15 protein-coding genes and 1 pseudogene are annotated in these 15465 nt (G+C 35.3%); 14 read left to right on the plus strand and 2 right to left on the minus strand.

Annotated features, from left to right (window positions below; translation table 11 throughout):
* The first annotated feature begins 100 nt into the window (after nt 1-100).
* The 6 genes from dnaA to MLC44_RS00030 all read left to right on the plus strand — a co-directional run bounded on the left by dnaA (nt 101) and on the right by MLC44_RS00030 (nt 6804).
* Nucleotides 101-1408: a chromosomal replication initiator protein DnaA gene (dnaA, locus tag MLC44_RS00005; RefSeq protein ID WP_346389056.1), complete on the plus strand. Its 1308-nt coding sequence runs from the start codon at nt 101-103 to the stop codon at nt 1406-1408.
* A 182-nt stretch (nt 1409-1590) separates the two neighbouring features.
* Nucleotides 1591-2658 carry a DNA polymerase III subunit beta gene (dnaN, locus tag MLC44_RS00010; protein ID WP_434657777.1) on the plus strand — a complete coding sequence of 356 codons (1068 nt, stop codon included), beginning with the start codon at nt 1591-1593 and terminating at the stop codon, nt 2656-2658.
* A gap of 101 nt (nt 2659-2759) precedes the next feature.
* Nucleotides 2760-5078 (plus strand): DNA topoisomerase (ATP-hydrolyzing) subunit B, encoded by a 2319-nt coding sequence (gene gyrB / locus MLC44_RS00015; protein WP_151901459.1) that lies wholly within the window; start codon nt 2760-2762, stop codon nt 5076-5078.
* 54 nt (nt 5079-5132) lie between these two features.
* Nucleotides 5133-5456 carry a diguanylate cyclase domain-containing protein gene (locus MLC44_RS00020; RefSeq protein WP_434657781.1) on the plus strand — a complete coding sequence of 108 codons (324 nt, stop codon included), beginning with the start codon at nt 5133-5135 and terminating at the stop codon, nt 5454-5456.
* A gap of 125 nt (nt 5457-5581) precedes the next feature.
* Nucleotides 5582-6472, plus strand: coding sequence for an EAL domain-containing protein (locus MLC44_RS00025; protein WP_434657783.1), 891 nt, complete (start codon nt 5582-5584; stop codon nt 6470-6472).
* Between the two features lie 17 nt (nt 6473-6489).
* Entirely contained in the window at nt 6490-6804 is a 315-nt protein-coding gene (locus MLC44_RS00030; protein WP_434657786.1) for a hypothetical protein, read from the plus strand.
* 255 nt (nt 6805-7059) lie between these two features.
* Here the strand turns inward: MLC44_RS00030 and MLC44_RS00035 are convergent, their stop codons facing one another.
* On the minus strand, nt 7060-8166 hold the full coding sequence (locus MLC44_RS00035) for a CCA tRNA nucleotidyltransferase (protein ID WP_434657788.1): 1107 nt from the start codon (nt 8164-8166) through the stop codon (nt 7060-7062).
* Between the two features lie 128 nt (nt 8167-8294).
* On the opposite strand from MLC44_RS00035, the gene typA reads away from it, so the two are divergent.
* On the plus strand, nt 8295-10097 hold the full coding sequence (gene typA / locus MLC44_RS00040; protein WP_418640840.1) for a translational GTPase TypA: 1803 nt from the start codon (nt 8295-8297) through the stop codon (nt 10095-10097).
* 12 nt (nt 10098-10109) lie between these two features.
* Here the strand turns inward: typA and MLC44_RS00045 are convergent, their stop codons facing one another.
* The gene (locus MLC44_RS00045; RefSeq protein WP_346389061.1) at nt 10110-11102 is read right to left on the minus strand and encodes a hydrolase; all 993 of its coding nucleotides are present in this window, start codon (nt 11100-11102) and stop codon (nt 10110-10112) included.
* 75 nt (nt 11103-11177) lie between these two features.
* On the opposite strand from MLC44_RS00045, the gene MLC44_RS00050 reads away from it, so the two are divergent.
* The 7 genes and pseudogenes from MLC44_RS00050 (at nt 11178) to MLC44_RS00080 (ending at nt 15464) form a co-directional block, all read left to right on the plus strand.
* The gene (locus MLC44_RS00050; protein ID WP_151901453.1) at nt 11178-12200 is read left to right on the plus strand and encodes a ribonucleotide-diphosphate reductase subunit beta; all 1023 of its coding nucleotides are present in this window, start codon (nt 11178-11180) and stop codon (nt 12198-12200) included.
* Nucleotides 12187-12927, plus strand: a complete 741-nt coding sequence (locus tag MLC44_RS00055) for a carbon-nitrogen hydrolase family protein (RefSeq protein WP_151901452.1) — start codon at nt 12187-12189, stop codon at nt 12925-12927. The genes MLC44_RS00050 and MLC44_RS00055 overlap by 14 nt, the downstream gene beginning before the upstream one ends.
* A 10-nt stretch (nt 12928-12937) precedes the next feature.
* Nucleotides 12938-13565 (plus strand): annotated as a pseudogene (locus MLC44_RS00060) (protein-L-isoaspartate(D-aspartate) O-methyltransferase).
* 53 nt (nt 13566-13618) lie between these two features.
* The gene (locus tag MLC44_RS00065) at nt 13619-14452 is read left to right on the plus strand and encodes an FAD-dependent thymidylate synthase (protein WP_151901450.1); all 834 of its coding nucleotides are present in this window, start codon (nt 13619-13621) and stop codon (nt 14450-14452) included.
* 8 nt (nt 14453-14460) lie between these two features.
* A complete protein-coding gene (locus tag MLC44_RS00070) occupies nt 14461-14679 on the plus strand; it encodes a hypothetical protein (protein ID WP_418640843.1) in 219 nt (72 codons plus the stop codon).
* A 33-nt stretch (nt 14680-14712) separates the two neighbouring features.
* Nucleotides 14713-15243 carry a PhnA domain-containing protein gene (locus MLC44_RS00075; protein WP_151901448.1) on the plus strand — a complete coding sequence of 177 codons (531 nt, stop codon included), beginning with the start codon at nt 14713-14715 and terminating at the stop codon, nt 15241-15243.
* An 11-nt stretch (nt 15244-15254) separates the two neighbouring features.
* Nucleotides 15255-15464, plus strand: a complete 210-nt coding sequence (locus MLC44_RS00080) for a hypothetical protein (RefSeq protein ID WP_434657792.1) — start codon at nt 15255-15257, stop codon at nt 15462-15464.
* Nucleotide 15465: the final 1 nt, after the last annotated feature.

The raw sequence follows: 15465 nt of genomic DNA on the forward strand, positions 1-15465 counted from the left end.
ATATTCACATAAGAGAATTTTGGCTATTCACATCTATTTAACCCTGTTTTATGGATAAAAAAAGTATTATTCACATATAAAAAAAGAAACAAGGTTTTATGTGAATATAGGTCAAGAAGTATTACAGGCACTCAAAGATGAAATAAGTGAACTCGAATATAACAGATATATAAGACATCTCTCTTATGATATAAAAAAATCTACTGCTGATTTGGCTATATTTTATGCTCCCAATGCACTGGTTGTCAATTGGATTAAAAATAAATACAGAGAAAAAATAGCACATCTTTTTGAAGTAAAAAACGGTTCCAAAGTAAATGTAGAAATAACGCTTAAAAACAGTATAGAAAAAAGAAAGACAAAAAAAGCCGTAGAAGTAAAACAAAGCAGCTCTTTGTTAAATCCTTCACACTCTTTTGACAACTTTATGGTCGGAGGTTCCAACCAGTTTGCCTATGCTGCTGTAAAAAGTGTCAGCGAAAATGCAGGAAAAGTTTACAATCCTTTGTTTATCTACGGTGGTGTCGGTCTTGGAAAAACCCACCTCATGCAGGCAGCCGGCAATGTTTTTCAAAATGAGGGAAAAATTGTCATATATACGACAGTTGAGCAGTTTTTAAATGATTTTATCCGACATGTACGGAACAAAACAATGGAACGTTTTCAGGAAAAATACCGTAAATGTGATGTACTGCTTATTGATGATATTCAGTTTTTAAGTAATAAAGAAGGTATTCAAGAAGAATTTTTTCACACTTTTGAAGCTTTAAAAGGTGCCGGAAAGCAAATTATTCTCACGGCTGACAAACATCCTAAAAAAATCGGCGGTCTTGAAGCGCGTCTGCAAAGCAGATTTGAATGGGGACTCGTTGCCGATATACAGCCACCGGAATTAGAAACAAAAATAGCCATCATCAAGAAAAAATGTGAAATAAACAAGGTAAAACTCTCCGAAGATATAGTCAACTACATAGCAACCGTCATCGACAGCAATGTAAGAGAAATTGAAGGAATACTTTCCAAACTCCATGCCTATTCACAACTGATGCATGTTGACATTGATCTGGATTTTACAAAAAATGTGCTCAAAGACCAGATGAACGAGAACAGAGCAAACCTTACAATGGAAACCATTACCGAAGTTGTAGCCAAAGATCTCAACATCAAACCAAGTGAAATACGTTCAAAAGGCAGAAGCAAAAATATTGTATATGCCCGTAGAATTGCCATATATATCTGCCGCGAACTCACACAAAACACAATGCCTCAACTTGCACAGTATTTTGGCATGAAAGACCATACCGCCATCAGCCATACCATTAAAAAAATCAACAATCTGCTTAAAGATGATGAAGATTTTAAAGTAAAAATTGATGAACTTACAAACAAAATAACATCTATCTCCTGATTTTATTTTAAAAGCATTAAAAAAAAAGATATAATTGTAAAAGTGAATAGATGTGAAAGAAGCCTTAAGGTGTATTCACATCTCAAAAAGTAAGCCTGTAGGTGTTTGAGTTGATTTGTCACATATTCACTCCATACTACTACTACTTACTAAAATTATATAAATATATAGGGATTTAAAAAATGAAAATTACCATCTCAAAATCTATATTGGAAAATATACTCATTCATGCTGCACCATTTTTGGAAAAAAAAGATACATCACAGATAACTTCACATGTCTATATGAATGTTTCCGGCTCAAAACTAACACTGAAGGCAACTGATTATGAAATAGGTTTTTTAGTATCAACTGATAATCTAAAAATTGAAAACGAAGGCAGTATTACCGCTAACGGTAAAAAATTTCTCGATATTGTCAGAATATTAAAAGATGATGAAATTAATTTGGAAGCAAAAAATGACACTCTTCTTATATCACAGGGACACTCTAATTTCAAACTGCCTACTTTTTCATATAATGAGTTTCCGGAATTTCCTTCTTACGAAGGAAAACCAAGAATTTCCATCGAATCACACACACTCATTGAATCTTTAAAAAAAATAACACCTGCCATAGATACCAACAATCCCAAATTTGAACTTAACGGTGCTTTAATAGATATAAAAAAAGATTCTATTAACTTTGCAGCCACAGATACACGAAGATTGGCAGTTGTTACTCTTAACAACCAAAGTGAAAACGAATTATCTATAATAATTCCCAAAAAAGCAATTGTTGAAATCCAAAAACTCTTTTTTGATAATATCGAGCTCTATTACGACGAAACAAATCTTATTATCCATTCAGAACAATATACTTTTTTTACAAAACTCATTAACGGAAAATTCCCTGAATATTCAAGAATCATTCCCAAAGAAACAAACTATAATCTGGTTTTACCTAAAGCCATTATGATTAATTCTATCAAACAAATTACAACTATATCTACAGATGTAAAACTCACTTTTTTCAATGATACCATCAGTTTTGAAAGTTTAAGCGAAGACAACATCGAAGCAAAAACAGAAATTAGTTACAACACAGGTTTTGATGAACCTTTTTCAATAGCAATCAATTCAAAATATTTACTTGATTTTTTAAATTCTATAAACTCTTCAGAATTTACAATCGGACTCAATGAAGGAAACCTTCCTTTTATTTTAAAAGATGAAAATTTTATTACAGTTGTTATGCCTATAGTTATTTAAACTGTAGGTTCTCCCTTCCTCTGCACAGCTATAAAACTTATCATAAGATTATTTTAGATAAAATGTCTTTAATTATGCCGAAAACGGCAATGGAGTATTAAATGCAACAAGAATATGGCGCTAGTAATATTAAAGTTCTTAAAGGCTTGGAAGCTGTTCGTAAACGTCCCGGTATGTATATCGGAGATACCGGACACCGCGGTCTGCATCACTTGGTCTATGAAGTTATTGATAACTCTATTGATGAAGCAATGGCAGGGTATTGTGACACTATAACAGTAACACTCACTAAAAACGGTACATGTAAAGTCAGTGACAACGGTCGCGGAATTCCGACAGAGATGCACCCTACCGAAAATATGAGCGCCGCTACTGTTGTTTTAACAGTACTGCATGCCGGAGGTAAATTCGACAAAGATACCTACAAAGTTTCCGGAGGACTGCACGGAGTCGGTGTTTCTGTTGTAAATGCCCTCTCTTCTGATTTACACATGACAATTTACCGTGACGGGAAAATCCATGAACAGGATTTTAAAATGGGGATTCCCCAGGGACCTCTTGAAGTTACAGGAACAACCCGTAAAACCGGTACAACTATTGAATTTGCAGCAGATCCGAGTATCTTTACAGAAACAATAACCTTTGAATACGAATACCTGGCAAAAAGATTCAAAGAACTTGCCTATCTGAATCCTTTTATCACCATAAAATTCAATGATGAAAGAAACGGTACAAAAGAAGTCTATCATTTTGAAGGCGGTATAGCCCAGTATGTGACTGATATGAATAAAAAAGAAATTGTTGCCAATGTCTACAGTTTCAGCGGAAAAGCCGAAGATATAGAGTTTGACATTGCCCTGATGTATAATGACTCCTATGAAGAAAAACTTGCCTCATTTGTCAACAATATCCGCACGCCAAACGGGGGAACACATGAAGCAGGTTTTCGTGCAGGACTTACACGTGTCATATCAAACTATAATGCCAAAAACGGTGCCGCAAAAGAAAAAGATGTCAAAATTTCCGGAGATGACGTAAAAGAAGGACTGATTACAATTGTTTCAGTCCGTGTTCCGGAACCTCAGTTTGAAGGACAGACAAAAGGAAAACTCGGAAACACCTATGTACGTCCGCTTATTCAAAAAGCAACAGGTGAAGCTCTTAACAAATATTTTGAAGAAAATCCTATAGAGGCCAAAGCCATTGTCAGCAAAGCTTTAATGGCAGCACGCGGTCGTGAAGCTGCCAAAAAAGCAAGAGAATTAACACGAAGAAAAGATTCTATGAGTGTTGGCACCCTTCCAGGAAAGTTGGCTGATTGTCAAAGCAAAGATGCAAGTATCTGCGAACTCTATCTGGTGGAAGGGGATTCTGCGGGTGGTTCTGCAAAAATGGGGCGTGACCGTGTTTTTCAGGCAATTTTACCACTTAAAGGTAAAATTCTAAATGTTGAAAAAGCACGGCTTGACAAGATTTTAAAATCAGATGAAATTACAAATATGATAACAGCTATGGGTTGTGGAATCGGAGAAGAGTATAAAGAAGAAAAACTCCGTTACCATAAAATTATCATCATGACAGATGCTGATGTTGACGGTTCTCATATTCAGACACTTCTGCTTACTTTCTTTTTCAGGTATTTTCGTGACATTATAGATAAAGGCTATTTGTACCTTGCACAACCGCCACTGTATCGTTACAAAAAAGGCAAAAAAGAGATCTATTTTAAAGATGATGCTGCTATGAATGAATATCTTATCAGCAACGGTATAGAATCTTTGGAAGTTGACGGAGTGGGAAATAATGATTTAATAGCCTATTTTAAAATGGTTGATCATTATGCTTCTTCACTTGAAGCACTCAATCGTCGTTATGCTCTTGTAAAACTTATCCGTCATTTTATTGAAAACCCTGACCTGATTGCCCTGCCTGCAAAAGAGATGTTTGTTGAAATAGAGAAATTTTTAACTTCAATAAACAACAATATTTTAACCTATACCATTAATGAAGAAACAAATGAAATTCATCTTTTTGTACAGACAGAAACAGGAATGGAAGAGCTTCTTATAAATGATGATCTTTTTTCTGCTCCGCATTTCAATGAAGCAAGTTTTGTTTATAAAAAGATAACAGAATGGGATATTCATTTTGACAAAGATATCATAGAAGTACTGGAAAATATCAAAGACTATGCAAGAAAAGGTGCGTATATTCAACGCTACAAAGGTCTGGGTGAAATGAATCCTGATCAGTTATGGGAAACAACCATGACACCTGAAAACCGTGTCCTTTTACAAATTTCCATAGAAGATGCAACTGTTGCATCAGATGCATTTACATTGTTTATGGGTGATGAAGTTGAACCTCGTCGTAACTATATCGAAACACATGCAAAAGATGTGAAGCATTTAGACGTATAAATGTTATTGTCCCAAACAAAAGAGAGGGAATACCGTTTTAAGCTTGCACTTAGAATGGCTTTACCTATCTTTGCTCTTATACTTGCCTTTATTTTTCATACACTTATCAGTAATTACACTACACTTGAAATATCATTTTATATAGAAGCTGTTTTACTTTTACTTGTCAGTATCTACTTTATTTTTTTTCTTATATACAAAGGATTTGATGTAAAAATAACAGACAGTGTAACAAAAACATTCAGCAGAGAATACCTGTATCAATATTTGCAAAAAGAGATAAAACAAAAAAAAGAGTATACGCTGATTCTTATCAGTATAGATAATTTAAATGATATAAATACTCTTTACGGATTAAAAAACGGGATAAAGTTTTAAAGTATGTTGTTGATTGGATAACAGAGTATTTAAAAAAAGAAGGGATTGAAAATTTTCCTATTGGTCATATTAAAGGCGGTGATTTTATCATAGGACTTGATGGAGCAAAAGACAGATACAGCACTTTGCTAGAACTTATATGTTTAAAATCCAATGATTTGAATGTGGATGATATAGAGATAAAAATATCAGGAGCCATGACAGATACGAGTTATTCAAAAGATTTAAATTACCTCATAGAAAACCTTTTTGATCTTCAAAATAAAAACAAAAATATGAAATACAAAGAAGAAGAGAGTATCAATCCAAATGAATTGGAATTATTGGTCATTGATGCTATTGAAAATAAAAATCTTCTTATTATGTCACAGGCAGTTTACAACAATAAAAATGATGCAGTCTTTAGAGAATGTTATATAAAACTCAAAGGACAAAACAAAAAAATAATTCATCCAAAAACATATTTAAAAGTTATCAATAAACTGGGACTCGGTGTGAGTTTTGATTTGATGGTCTTAGAAGAAATTTTAAAAAACTGCCAATACAGAGAAAATATTTACGCAATCAATGTTTTGCCTACATCATTGAGAAATGACAAATTCCTTTCAAAAACAAAAGAACTTTTAAAAGAATATTCTGACAAGAAAATAATGTTTGTTTTAAGTGAAATGCAGTATTATTCTTATATAAGCAGATATAATAGTATAATAAAATCGTTAAAAGCTTTTGGTGTCCTTATAGCCATAGACAGATTAGGTTCACTGCATACAAGTTTTTTATATTTAAGAGAATTAAATATTGATGTAGTCCGATTTGATACTTATTATTCAAATAAAGAAAAACTATTTCACAATCGTAATATAATTGATGGTTTTACTGTTATGGCTCATGAAAAAGGTGTAAAAACCTGGATAAAAAATATAGAAGATAAAGAAGTTTACACGGTTGCCAAAGAGATGAAAATTGATTATCTGGAAGGAAAATATCTCTCAGAAATTGAAACTGTTGTAAACTAAAATATAAGGAGTAGATAATGTTTGGTAAAAAAAATCAAGATAAATTGGCAAATTCGCAATTAATTGAAAAAATAGCAAAAATGAATCTTACCGAAATGCGCTCTTATATAAAAAATAATATGAAAGATCTTGCACTAAGTGTTGAAGGCGCAAATGAAGTTATGAAAAAACTTATTTCGTTTGATGAAAAAACACAAGCATATTTTATTAAAAACGATGATATGGATATAAAAAAGAAAAAAGCTTTTGAGCTTTTTATTGCTGTTTTGACGAACAAACATATTAATATGGAAAACTATCGAATCAGCTCAAAAATTTTTAGAAATTTATAAAGAACTTATCAATGATTATGACACACGAAATAAACAAATATACAGTTCAAAACTCGTTGAGACTTTAAAATCAGCAATAAACACTATAAATCAATATTCAAAACTACAAAATAAAATGAATATTTTAGGAAAGTAGATTTTTTTGGAGCCAGATGAGAGCATCAGATTTAGTGTTAAAAATATTTTGAATTTGTGCCTGATATGTTGATTGAAGTATTTTTGAAAATTCTTTTGATGGCTGTAGACCCAGTTCAATTAAATCTTTTCCACTGACGAGAGGAGGAATTGGTTTATGAAGTACATTGAGTTTTTTCGCTTTTTTGAGTAAATACTCTGTATCTTTTTTTTCTTCTGCGTTACATGTAAGTAGTGTGCATAAAATGCAATATCTGTTTTTTGAGCAAGTTTGTATATATCATAATCATTAAAATCATCTAAATCAAAATCAATTGTATGAAGTTGCAAAACTTTTTTGATTAGTGTTTTTTCATTTGTTACTCTCTGTAAAAATGTCTGTGTCTGTATTGTTGAAAACTTCGATGTTATAACAGTCAAAGCAAGTATAACAAACTCTTTATCATTTGTTATTGACAGTTGTTTTAACATATCCAAAGAGTTGAAAATTTCTTTATACTCTTGTCCGTTTAGAAATGCAAGTTCTCTAAAAAATGAAAATGCTCCTAACTCTTTAAGAAGATTAAATCCGAGAGAGGGTTTGTCTGATTTTAGAAGAAGTTTTTGTAATTCTTGAAAAACTCTTTCTTTGGGAAGTTCTTCAAGAAGTTTTTCTTTTATCATCTCTTTACATGTAAGTACAAGAATTTTATCAAGCTTCATACGGAAGCGGGATGCAAAGACAACGGCACGAAGAACCCGCAAAGGATCCTCTTTAAATTTTTGTTTATCCACAGAGCGTAATATTTTTTTATCTAAATCTTCTCTGCCGTGATAAGGATCTAATATTTTTTTACCGACAACATCATAACCTATGGCATTGATGGTAAAATCCCTTCTAAGTGCAGCTGTTTTAAAATCCAGATTTTTATAGATTTTGATTGCAAAACCCTGATGTCCCGAAGCAATTTTGTTATCTTCTCTTGGCAGAGAAAAATCCAAATCCAGATTTTTATAGTACATCTTGCAGACACCAAAGCTCTTTCCAACACTGTTCACCTTTCCAAATTCCTGTAAAATTTCTTCAACTTTATCAAGAGAACTGACTCCGTAGAGCTCAATATCAATATCATTTGAAGGAATTCCTAAAAGTGCATCGCGAATATAACCGCCTACAATGACAGGGAGTATATTGTGTGTGTATAATTTGTGAAAAATAGTATCGAGACTCTTCGGATAGTTAATCATACTCTAAGTATATCACTAATTTTACAAGGATATAATAATTATTTGGGTATAATTCGCGAAAAATAGCTGAAAGTACTCTGAAATGCAGAATTTTCTTCAGCAAATTTTCCAAATAAAGGAAACCCCTAATGCAAAAAATTAGAAATATAGCCGTTATCGCTCACGTTGACCACGGTAAAACTACACTGGTTGATGGGCTCTTGGAGCAATCCGGTACATTCGGTTCTCACGAACAACATGATGAAAGAGCGATGGATAGCAATGACATCGAAAAAGAGCGTGGTATTACGATTCTTTCAAAAAATACAGCTATTCGTTACAAAGATTATAAAATCAATATTATAGATACTCCGGGCCACGCCGATTTTGGTGGGGAAGTTGAACGTGTTTTAAAAATGGTAGATGGTGTTTTGGTACTTGTTGATGCCTATGAAGGTGTTATGCCTCAAACAAAATTTGTTGTGAAAAAAATGCTGGCACTTGGTAAAATGCCGATTGTCGTTATCAATAAAATTGACAAACCTTCAGCAGATCCTGAGCGTGTTGTAGATGAAATGTTTGACCTTTTTGCAGATATGGGTGCAACAGATGAACAGCAGGATTTTCCTATTATCTATGCTGCTGCACGTGATGGTATGGCAAAAATGGATATGGATGATCCTGACGGAGATTTTGAGTGTATTTTTGAAACAATCATCAATAAAATTCCTGAACCGGAAGGTGATGCTGCAAATCCTCTGCAGGCACAGGTATTTACACTTGATTATGACAACTATGTCGGTAAAATCGGTATCAGCCGTATCTTTAACGGTACTGTACATAAAGGTGACAATGTTATGCTTGCAAAAGCTGACGGCGAAATGGTCAAAGGAAAAATCTCCAAACTTATAGGTTTTCACGGACTGAACCGTATGGAAATCGAGGAAGCGGAAGCAGGAGATATTGTTGCATTTGCAGGAATGGAAACTGTTGATGTCGGAGACACGATTGCCGATCCTGTAAATCCTGTTGCACTTGATCCTATGCATGTTGAAGAGCCGACACTGACTGTTGTTTTTGCCGTAAATGATTCTCCTTTGGCCGGTAAAGAAGGCAAACACGTTACATCAAACAAGCTTCGTGAAAGACTTGAGTTTGAGATGAACACAAATGTTGCTATGCGTCTTGAAGTTGTCGGCGAGGGTAAATTCAAAGTTTCCGGCCGTGGTGAACTTCAAATTACAGTACTTGCCGAAAATATGCGTCGCGAAAACTTTGAATTTTCAATTTCGCGTCCGGAAGTTATTACCAAAGAGATTAACGGTGTGAAATGTGAACCTTTTGAGCATTTGGTGATTGATGTTCCGGAAGATTTAAGCGGTACGGTTATTGAGCGTTTGGGAAAAAGAAAAGCGGAAATGAAATCAATGCTGCCAATGGGACAGGGTTTCCAACGTATAGAGTTTGAAATTCCTGCGCGTGCACTTATCGGTTTTAGAGGGCAGTTTTTGACAGATACAAAAGGTGAGGGTGTAATGAATCACTCTTTCTTGGAATTCCGTCCGTTTTCAGGTGAAGTTGAATCACGTTCATACGGTGCACTTGTTTCCATGACATCCGGTTCTACACTGGCTTTCTCGCTTTTTGGTATTCAAGACCGCGGTGTTCTTTTTATCGGTGTGCAGACAGAAGTGTATGAGGGTATGATTATCGGTGAGCATTCACGTTCAAATGACCTTGTGGTAAATCCTATTAAAGGAAAAGCACAGTCAAATGTCCGTTCAAGCGGTGCAGATGAGGCGATTAAACTTGTTCCGCCTCGTGATATGAGTTTAGAGCGTGCATTAGAGTGGATAGAAGATGACGAACTTCTTGAAGTGACACCTAAAAATATTCGTATCCGTAAGAAATTTTTAACAGAGAGTGAAAGAAAACGTCACGCACGCAAATAAAAATAGAGAGTTTCAAATATCTTTTTGAACCTCTTGCTGTAAAAATGTTTTAAAAAAACTGACAATTCTTTTTTCCGCCCAATATTGAGGGTGGAAAATACTTCCTGATACAAATCCCACATGTCCTCCAAATTCACTGACTTCCAATTCAACGGCAGATGATATTTCATCATTTGTCGGTAATATATCAGGAGGCATGAAAGGGTCGTCTTTCGCATGAATAACAAGTGTTGGAACTGATATGAATTTTAAAAACTGTCTGCTGCTGGATTTCGTATAATACTCCTGTGCAGAGCAAAATCCATGAACAGGGGCTGTGTAGACATTGTCAAATTCCCAAAAATTTTTTAATTTTTTTATCTCATTTTGCTGCAAAGAAATAATCTGTTGCATATTAAAAGATTCATATTTCTTTTCCAAGTCTCTTTTTAAATCTTTTAATAAAATCTTTTGATAAAATTTTGCAAAGCCTTTATTTATGTGTGTGGCACATTTGTCTAAAAGCATCGGTGCAGATACAGCAACAGCGGCAGTAAGTTTACATGTAGAGCGTTTCTCTCCTAAAAGTTTCAGGAGCATATTTGCACCGAGTGAAAATCCGACCGCAAATATCTTTGCCCGGGGATATCTTTTTGAAACAGCCTGTATAAATTCAAAAGCATCCTGTGTATCACCGCTGTGGTATGATCTTGGTTTGAGATTCTGCTTGCCCGAACAGCCTCTGAAATGCATGACTACACTGCTGAATCCCGCTTCTTTGAGTTCTTTTACTGTTCCTTGAATATAGGGAGACTTATAAGAACCTGCCAATCCGTGAAAAAGTATGACAACAGGAGACATTTTTGTATGATTATCAATTTTTTTCCAGTAGCATTCGAGAAAATCTCCGTCGCTGAGGGTGAATGTTTCTATCTCAAAATTTTTGACAAGAACCCTTCGAAAGAGGCTGGCATAGACAGTTTGTACATGTCTGTTTTTTAATAAAATAGATGGTTTGAAATTCATTCTCATATCTTATCAAAAATTTATCTACAGATGGATATAATCATACACTCAAATAATCACTTACAAGGGAATTCCATGAACAGAAAACAGATATATAACCCTGACTCAACTGAAAATGTTAATGACAGAAAAGTCTTTGGCGGAAATCCGACAGGTATTTTTGAACTCAACAACATTAAATACCAATGGGCATATAATCTGTGGGAGATGATGCTTAACAACACATGGTTTCCAAAAGAAGTTGATATGACACGGGATGTCAATGATTACAAACAACTCACGGATGCTGAAAAAACGGCTTATGACAAAGCGCTTTCGCAACTTATTTTTATGGATTCACTCCAAACAAACAATTTAATAGATAACGTAAATCCTTATGTGACTGCCCCTGAGATAAATCTTATTTTGGTGCGCCAGTCTTTTGAAGAGGCTTTGCACTCACAAAGTTATGCTGTGATGGTTGACAGCATCTCTACAAACTCGGAAGAGATATATGATCTGTGGCGCAGAGATATGATGCTCAAACACAAAAATGATACGATTGCCGCTGTCTATCAGGAGCTGGCAAAAAATCCGACAGATACAAATTTTGTCAAAGCATGTTTTGCAAATCAGATACTTGAAGGCATCTATTTTTACAGTGGTTTTACCTACATCTATACACTGGCACGTTCGGGAAAAATGCTCGGTTCCGCACAGATGATTCGTTTCATTCAGCGTGATGAAGTGACACACCTGGTACTGTTTCAAAATTTAATCAATACCTTAAGAAAAGAGCGACCGGATCTTTTTACTGATGAACTCAGAGCCGATGTAATTGAGATGTTTAAAGAGGCTGTCAAGCTTGAGACCGAGTGGGGCAAATATATCACGCAGGGACAGATTTTAGGTTTGACAGATGGGATTGTTGAGCAGTATATTCAGTATCTCGCCGATGACAGATTAAACTCTGTCGGTTTTGACAAGCTGTACAATGTCTCCAACCCTATTAAATGGGTAGATGACTTTGCAAAATTCAATGACCAGAAAACAAACTTCTTTGAAGGCACTGTAACAAACTACTCAAAAGGCAGCCTTTCATTTGATGATGACTTCTAACACTGCCGAATACTCTTTATGCTCTTTGTTGTTTGAAACAACACAGAGTTATGAAAATAATTTACAGACACTTTTGGCACTTATTACACAAACAGAAAAAAATACCATTATAGTTGCACCTGAAGTGTGTTTGACTTCTTATGACTATGAGCGTATGGATGCAATGCTTGCTTTTGCGCCACGGGCTACTGAGGCACTGAAAAAAGTTTCTCATGACAAAATCATTGTTTTGACAATGTTAGAAGAAAAAGAGGGGAAAGTCTATAACTTTGCCAAAGTTTTTTATAACGGAGAAGTGGTGTTTCAAAGAGCAAAAGCCAAACTTTTTAAATTTGGTGATGAAGACAAATACATGCACGCAGGCAGTGAAGAAGATTTTAAAATAGTGGAAGTTGCCGGTATTAAGTTAGCCGTGTTTGTTTGTTTTGAACTGCGTTTTAAAGAACTTTGGCAAAAATCAGAAGGGGCCGATGTTATTGCCGTGCCTTCATGGTGGGGAGAGTTGCGTACAGAGCATTTTAAAATTTTGACACAGGCACTGGCCTTGATGAATCAGTGCTATGTTGTGGCAAGTGACAGTGCAAATAAAGAGTGCACAGCAATGAGCGGTATTATCACCCCGCAGGGTGAAGCCTTCAGAAACACAAACAAGTCTTGTTTGAAAATGCAGTACAGGAAAAAAGAGATAAAACTAATGAGAAGATATATGGATGTGGGGATAGAATAACTTGGACAGAATAACAGCGACAAAAACAGCCCGTCTGGCAGAAGAGTGTAGTACACAGTTTCCTTTAAGTGAAGAAGTAAAAAAAGCGATTGCTGCTACAAACAGAGAAGCATTTGTGCCGGCAGGATTTAGACACAATGCCTATAAACTCGATGCTTTGCCTATAGGGGCTAATCAGTATATCAGTTCTCCTTTGACTGTTGCAAAAATGACGGAATACCTTTTTCCGCGTGGAGCAGACAGGGTTTTGGAATAGGCTGCGGAAGTGGATATCAGGCAGCCGTTCTTTCCATCTGTTTCGCGGGGTTTTTACCATAGAGCGCATAGAATCTTTGATACTTGAAGCAAAAAAAAGGTTTCGAGAACTTGGTATAAATAATGTCCATGCCCGTACAGATGACGGACAAAACGGCTGGATTCAGTATGCGCCTTATGACAGAATTCTTTTTTCTGCAACAGCGAAAGAGATTCCAAAAAAACTTTTTGAACAGTTGGCTGAGGGGGGAATTCTTGTTGCCCCTTTGCAAAAAGGAAACAAACAGGTTATTACCCGTTTTATAAAAAACGGGGAGTATATTGAAGAAGAAGAGCTTGAAGAGTGTGATTTTGTTCCGATACTTGACGGGGTGCTCAAGTAGCTTTTTAAAGCTTTTTATAGTAGAATAGTAGTAATTTAATTGAGGGCATAATCATGGAAGAGATGTATGGCATAAAGTATACGAAGCCAGAAGTTGTTTTGCTGCAAGATACCGGTATTGGCGTAGCAGAAACAGCTGCACGCACATGTTATGACAGTTTTGGCAACAGTGAAAATGAGATTGTTCAAGAAATTGAAAAGGTGCTTCCTGATACGAAAATGTGTGAATCTTTGAACAATATAGAAGAGTCACAGCTGCTTGATGATTTGGCATGGACCTATTTTCACCACTCTATTTTGGAACATGCCAATTTGAGTTATCTTATTCGCTCAACAAGCAGAGGGGTTTTACAAGAACATGCAAGACACCGCATACAGGCAATCAGTGTAAGAAGTACACGATATACAATGAGCTCGCTTATCAATGCTTTTGTTGCTGCAAAACACTCAGGAGAGAAAGAATTTTTTATAGAAAAGGTTTTGGGTTTTGATATGTTTGTCACTGCCGATGAAGCCTATAACAGACTTGAAATCAGCGCAATGTATGATAAGCTTGATTTTCAGTCAAAAAAAGTAGACAATTTTTATGAACTTGCTGTTGCAAAAAGTTCTCTTCCTCTTTTGAAAGAATTTCAAGGCAAGCCCCAAAAACTTTATGATGCTCTGCAGACCGGAAAAAAGAAGAGAAATGTAGGCGATGCTTTTAAACACATCATTACAGACAATGTCAAAGTTGACATGGTAGTGACATTTAATCTCAGAAGTTTGAAAAACTATCTTACATTACGCGACAGCGGTGCTGCCTATTTTCAAATACGCTGGCTGGCTCAGGAGATGATGAAAGTCACTCCAAAAAAATATCTTGATTTGATTATCAAGAAAAAATAGGATTTTTTATGATTAAGATTTCAATGCTTACAATACTTTTTTTGACAGGATGTTCCAATATTACTATAACAGCGGCCATGTGTGACAAAATTCAAAGTGATCCCACTGCCACGATTCCGCAAGAGTGCCGAGACTATAGTGAAAAAGAGGCAGATAAAGCATTTAACAAAGTTGTGAATGAGAAAAAAGTATCTGATTCAGATTTAGAGTTTCATAAAGAAAAGTAGTATAATTCCAAAAAAACAATGAAGGAATAAAATATGCCAAGAAGTGAAGTATGTGAATTATGTGCCAGCAGTGAAGATGTGACTCTTTTAGAACTGCCTGTAAGTGATGGCAGTGAAGAACAAAGCGTTTATGTTTGTGTTACATGTAAAGAGCAGATAGAAAATGATGAACTTGATGAAACACATTTTAACTGTCTCAATGATGCTATGTGGAGTGAAGTGCCGGCTGTAAAAGTACTTTCGTATATATTATGGAATAGGCTTGGTCGCGGGGATATGACAGATATGATGTATCTTGAAGAAGAAGAGAAAAAACTTGCAGATGCGGCTATCAATGCAGAAGCAAACAAGGTAGTTTTTCGAGATGCAAACGGCGTTGAACTCAAGGCCGGTGACTCCATCGTTATATTAAAAGATTTAGATGTCAAGGGTGCGGGATTTACTGCAAAACGCGGAACAACTGTGACAAGAATTGCATTGCCGCATGATATGGATGACCATGTTGAAGGTCGGGTCAACGGAACAAAAATCTATCTAAAAACCGAATTTATTAAAAAAGCCTGAGAAGAACAATATTGAAACCTTATGAACGATTTTATAAAATAGAAAAAGATTTTCGCAATCCTTATGCCCGTGACAGAGACAGAATCATTCACTCTGGATCATTTAGAAAACTTGAGTATAAAACACAGGTTTTTCTAAACCACGAGGGTGATTTTTTTCGCACACGTTTAACACACTCTATAGAAGTATCCAATCGCACGTTCCATAGCATCACAGCTTGAA

Source organism: Sulfurimonas sp. NW9, from assembly GCF_051132275.1.
In the GTDB taxonomy this organism is placed as follows: domain Bacteria; phylum Campylobacterota; class Campylobacteria; order Campylobacterales; family Sulfurimonadaceae; genus Sulfurimonas; species Sulfurimonas hydrogeniphila.

What these genes read in the sequence shown, in the direction of transcription:
- MLC44_RS00030 (WP_434657786.1), top strand. Translation starts at nt 6,490, where the DNA reads ATGTTTGGTAAAAAAAATCAAGATAAATTGGCAAATTCGCAATTAATT.
- MLC44_RS00050 (WP_151901453.1), top strand. Translation starts at nt 11,178, where the DNA reads ATGAACAGAAAACAGATATATAACCCTGACTCAACTGAAAATGTTAAT.
- MLC44_RS00045 (WP_346389061.1), bottom strand. Translation starts at nt 11,102, where the DNA reads ATGAATTTCAAACCATCTATTTTATTAAAAAACAGACATGTACAAACT.
- MLC44_RS00035 (WP_434657788.1), bottom strand. Translation starts at nt 8,166, where the DNA reads ATGATTAACTATCCGAAGAGTCTCGATACTATTTTTCACAAATTATAC.
- MLC44_RS00075 (WP_151901448.1), top strand. Translation starts at nt 14,713, where the DNA reads ATGCCAAGAAGTGAAGTATGTGAATTATGTGCCAGCAGTGAAGATGTG.
- MLC44_RS00055 (WP_151901452.1), top strand. Translation starts at nt 12,187, where the DNA reads ATGATGACTTCTAACACTGCCGAATACTCTTTATGCTCTTTGTTGTTT.
- MLC44_RS00070 (WP_418640843.1), top strand. Translation starts at nt 14,461, where the DNA reads ATGATTAAGATTTCAATGCTTACAATACTTTTTTTGACAGGATGTTCC.
- dnaN (WP_434657777.1), top strand. Translation starts at nt 1,591, where the DNA reads ATGAAAATTACCATCTCAAAATCTATATTGGAAAATATACTCATTCAT.
- MLC44_RS00020 (WP_434657781.1), top strand. Translation starts at nt 5,133, where the DNA reads ATGGCTTTACCTATCTTTGCTCTTATACTTGCCTTTATTTTTCATACA.
- MLC44_RS00065 (WP_151901450.1), top strand. Translation starts at nt 13,619, where the DNA reads ATGGAAGAGATGTATGGCATAAAGTATACGAAGCCAGAAGTTGTTTTG.
- gyrB (WP_151901459.1), top strand. Translation starts at nt 2,760, where the DNA reads ATGCAACAAGAATATGGCGCTAGTAATATTAAAGTTCTTAAAGGCTTG.
- typA (WP_418640840.1), top strand. Translation starts at nt 8,295, where the DNA reads ATGCAAAAAATTAGAAATATAGCCGTTATCGCTCACGTTGACCACGGT.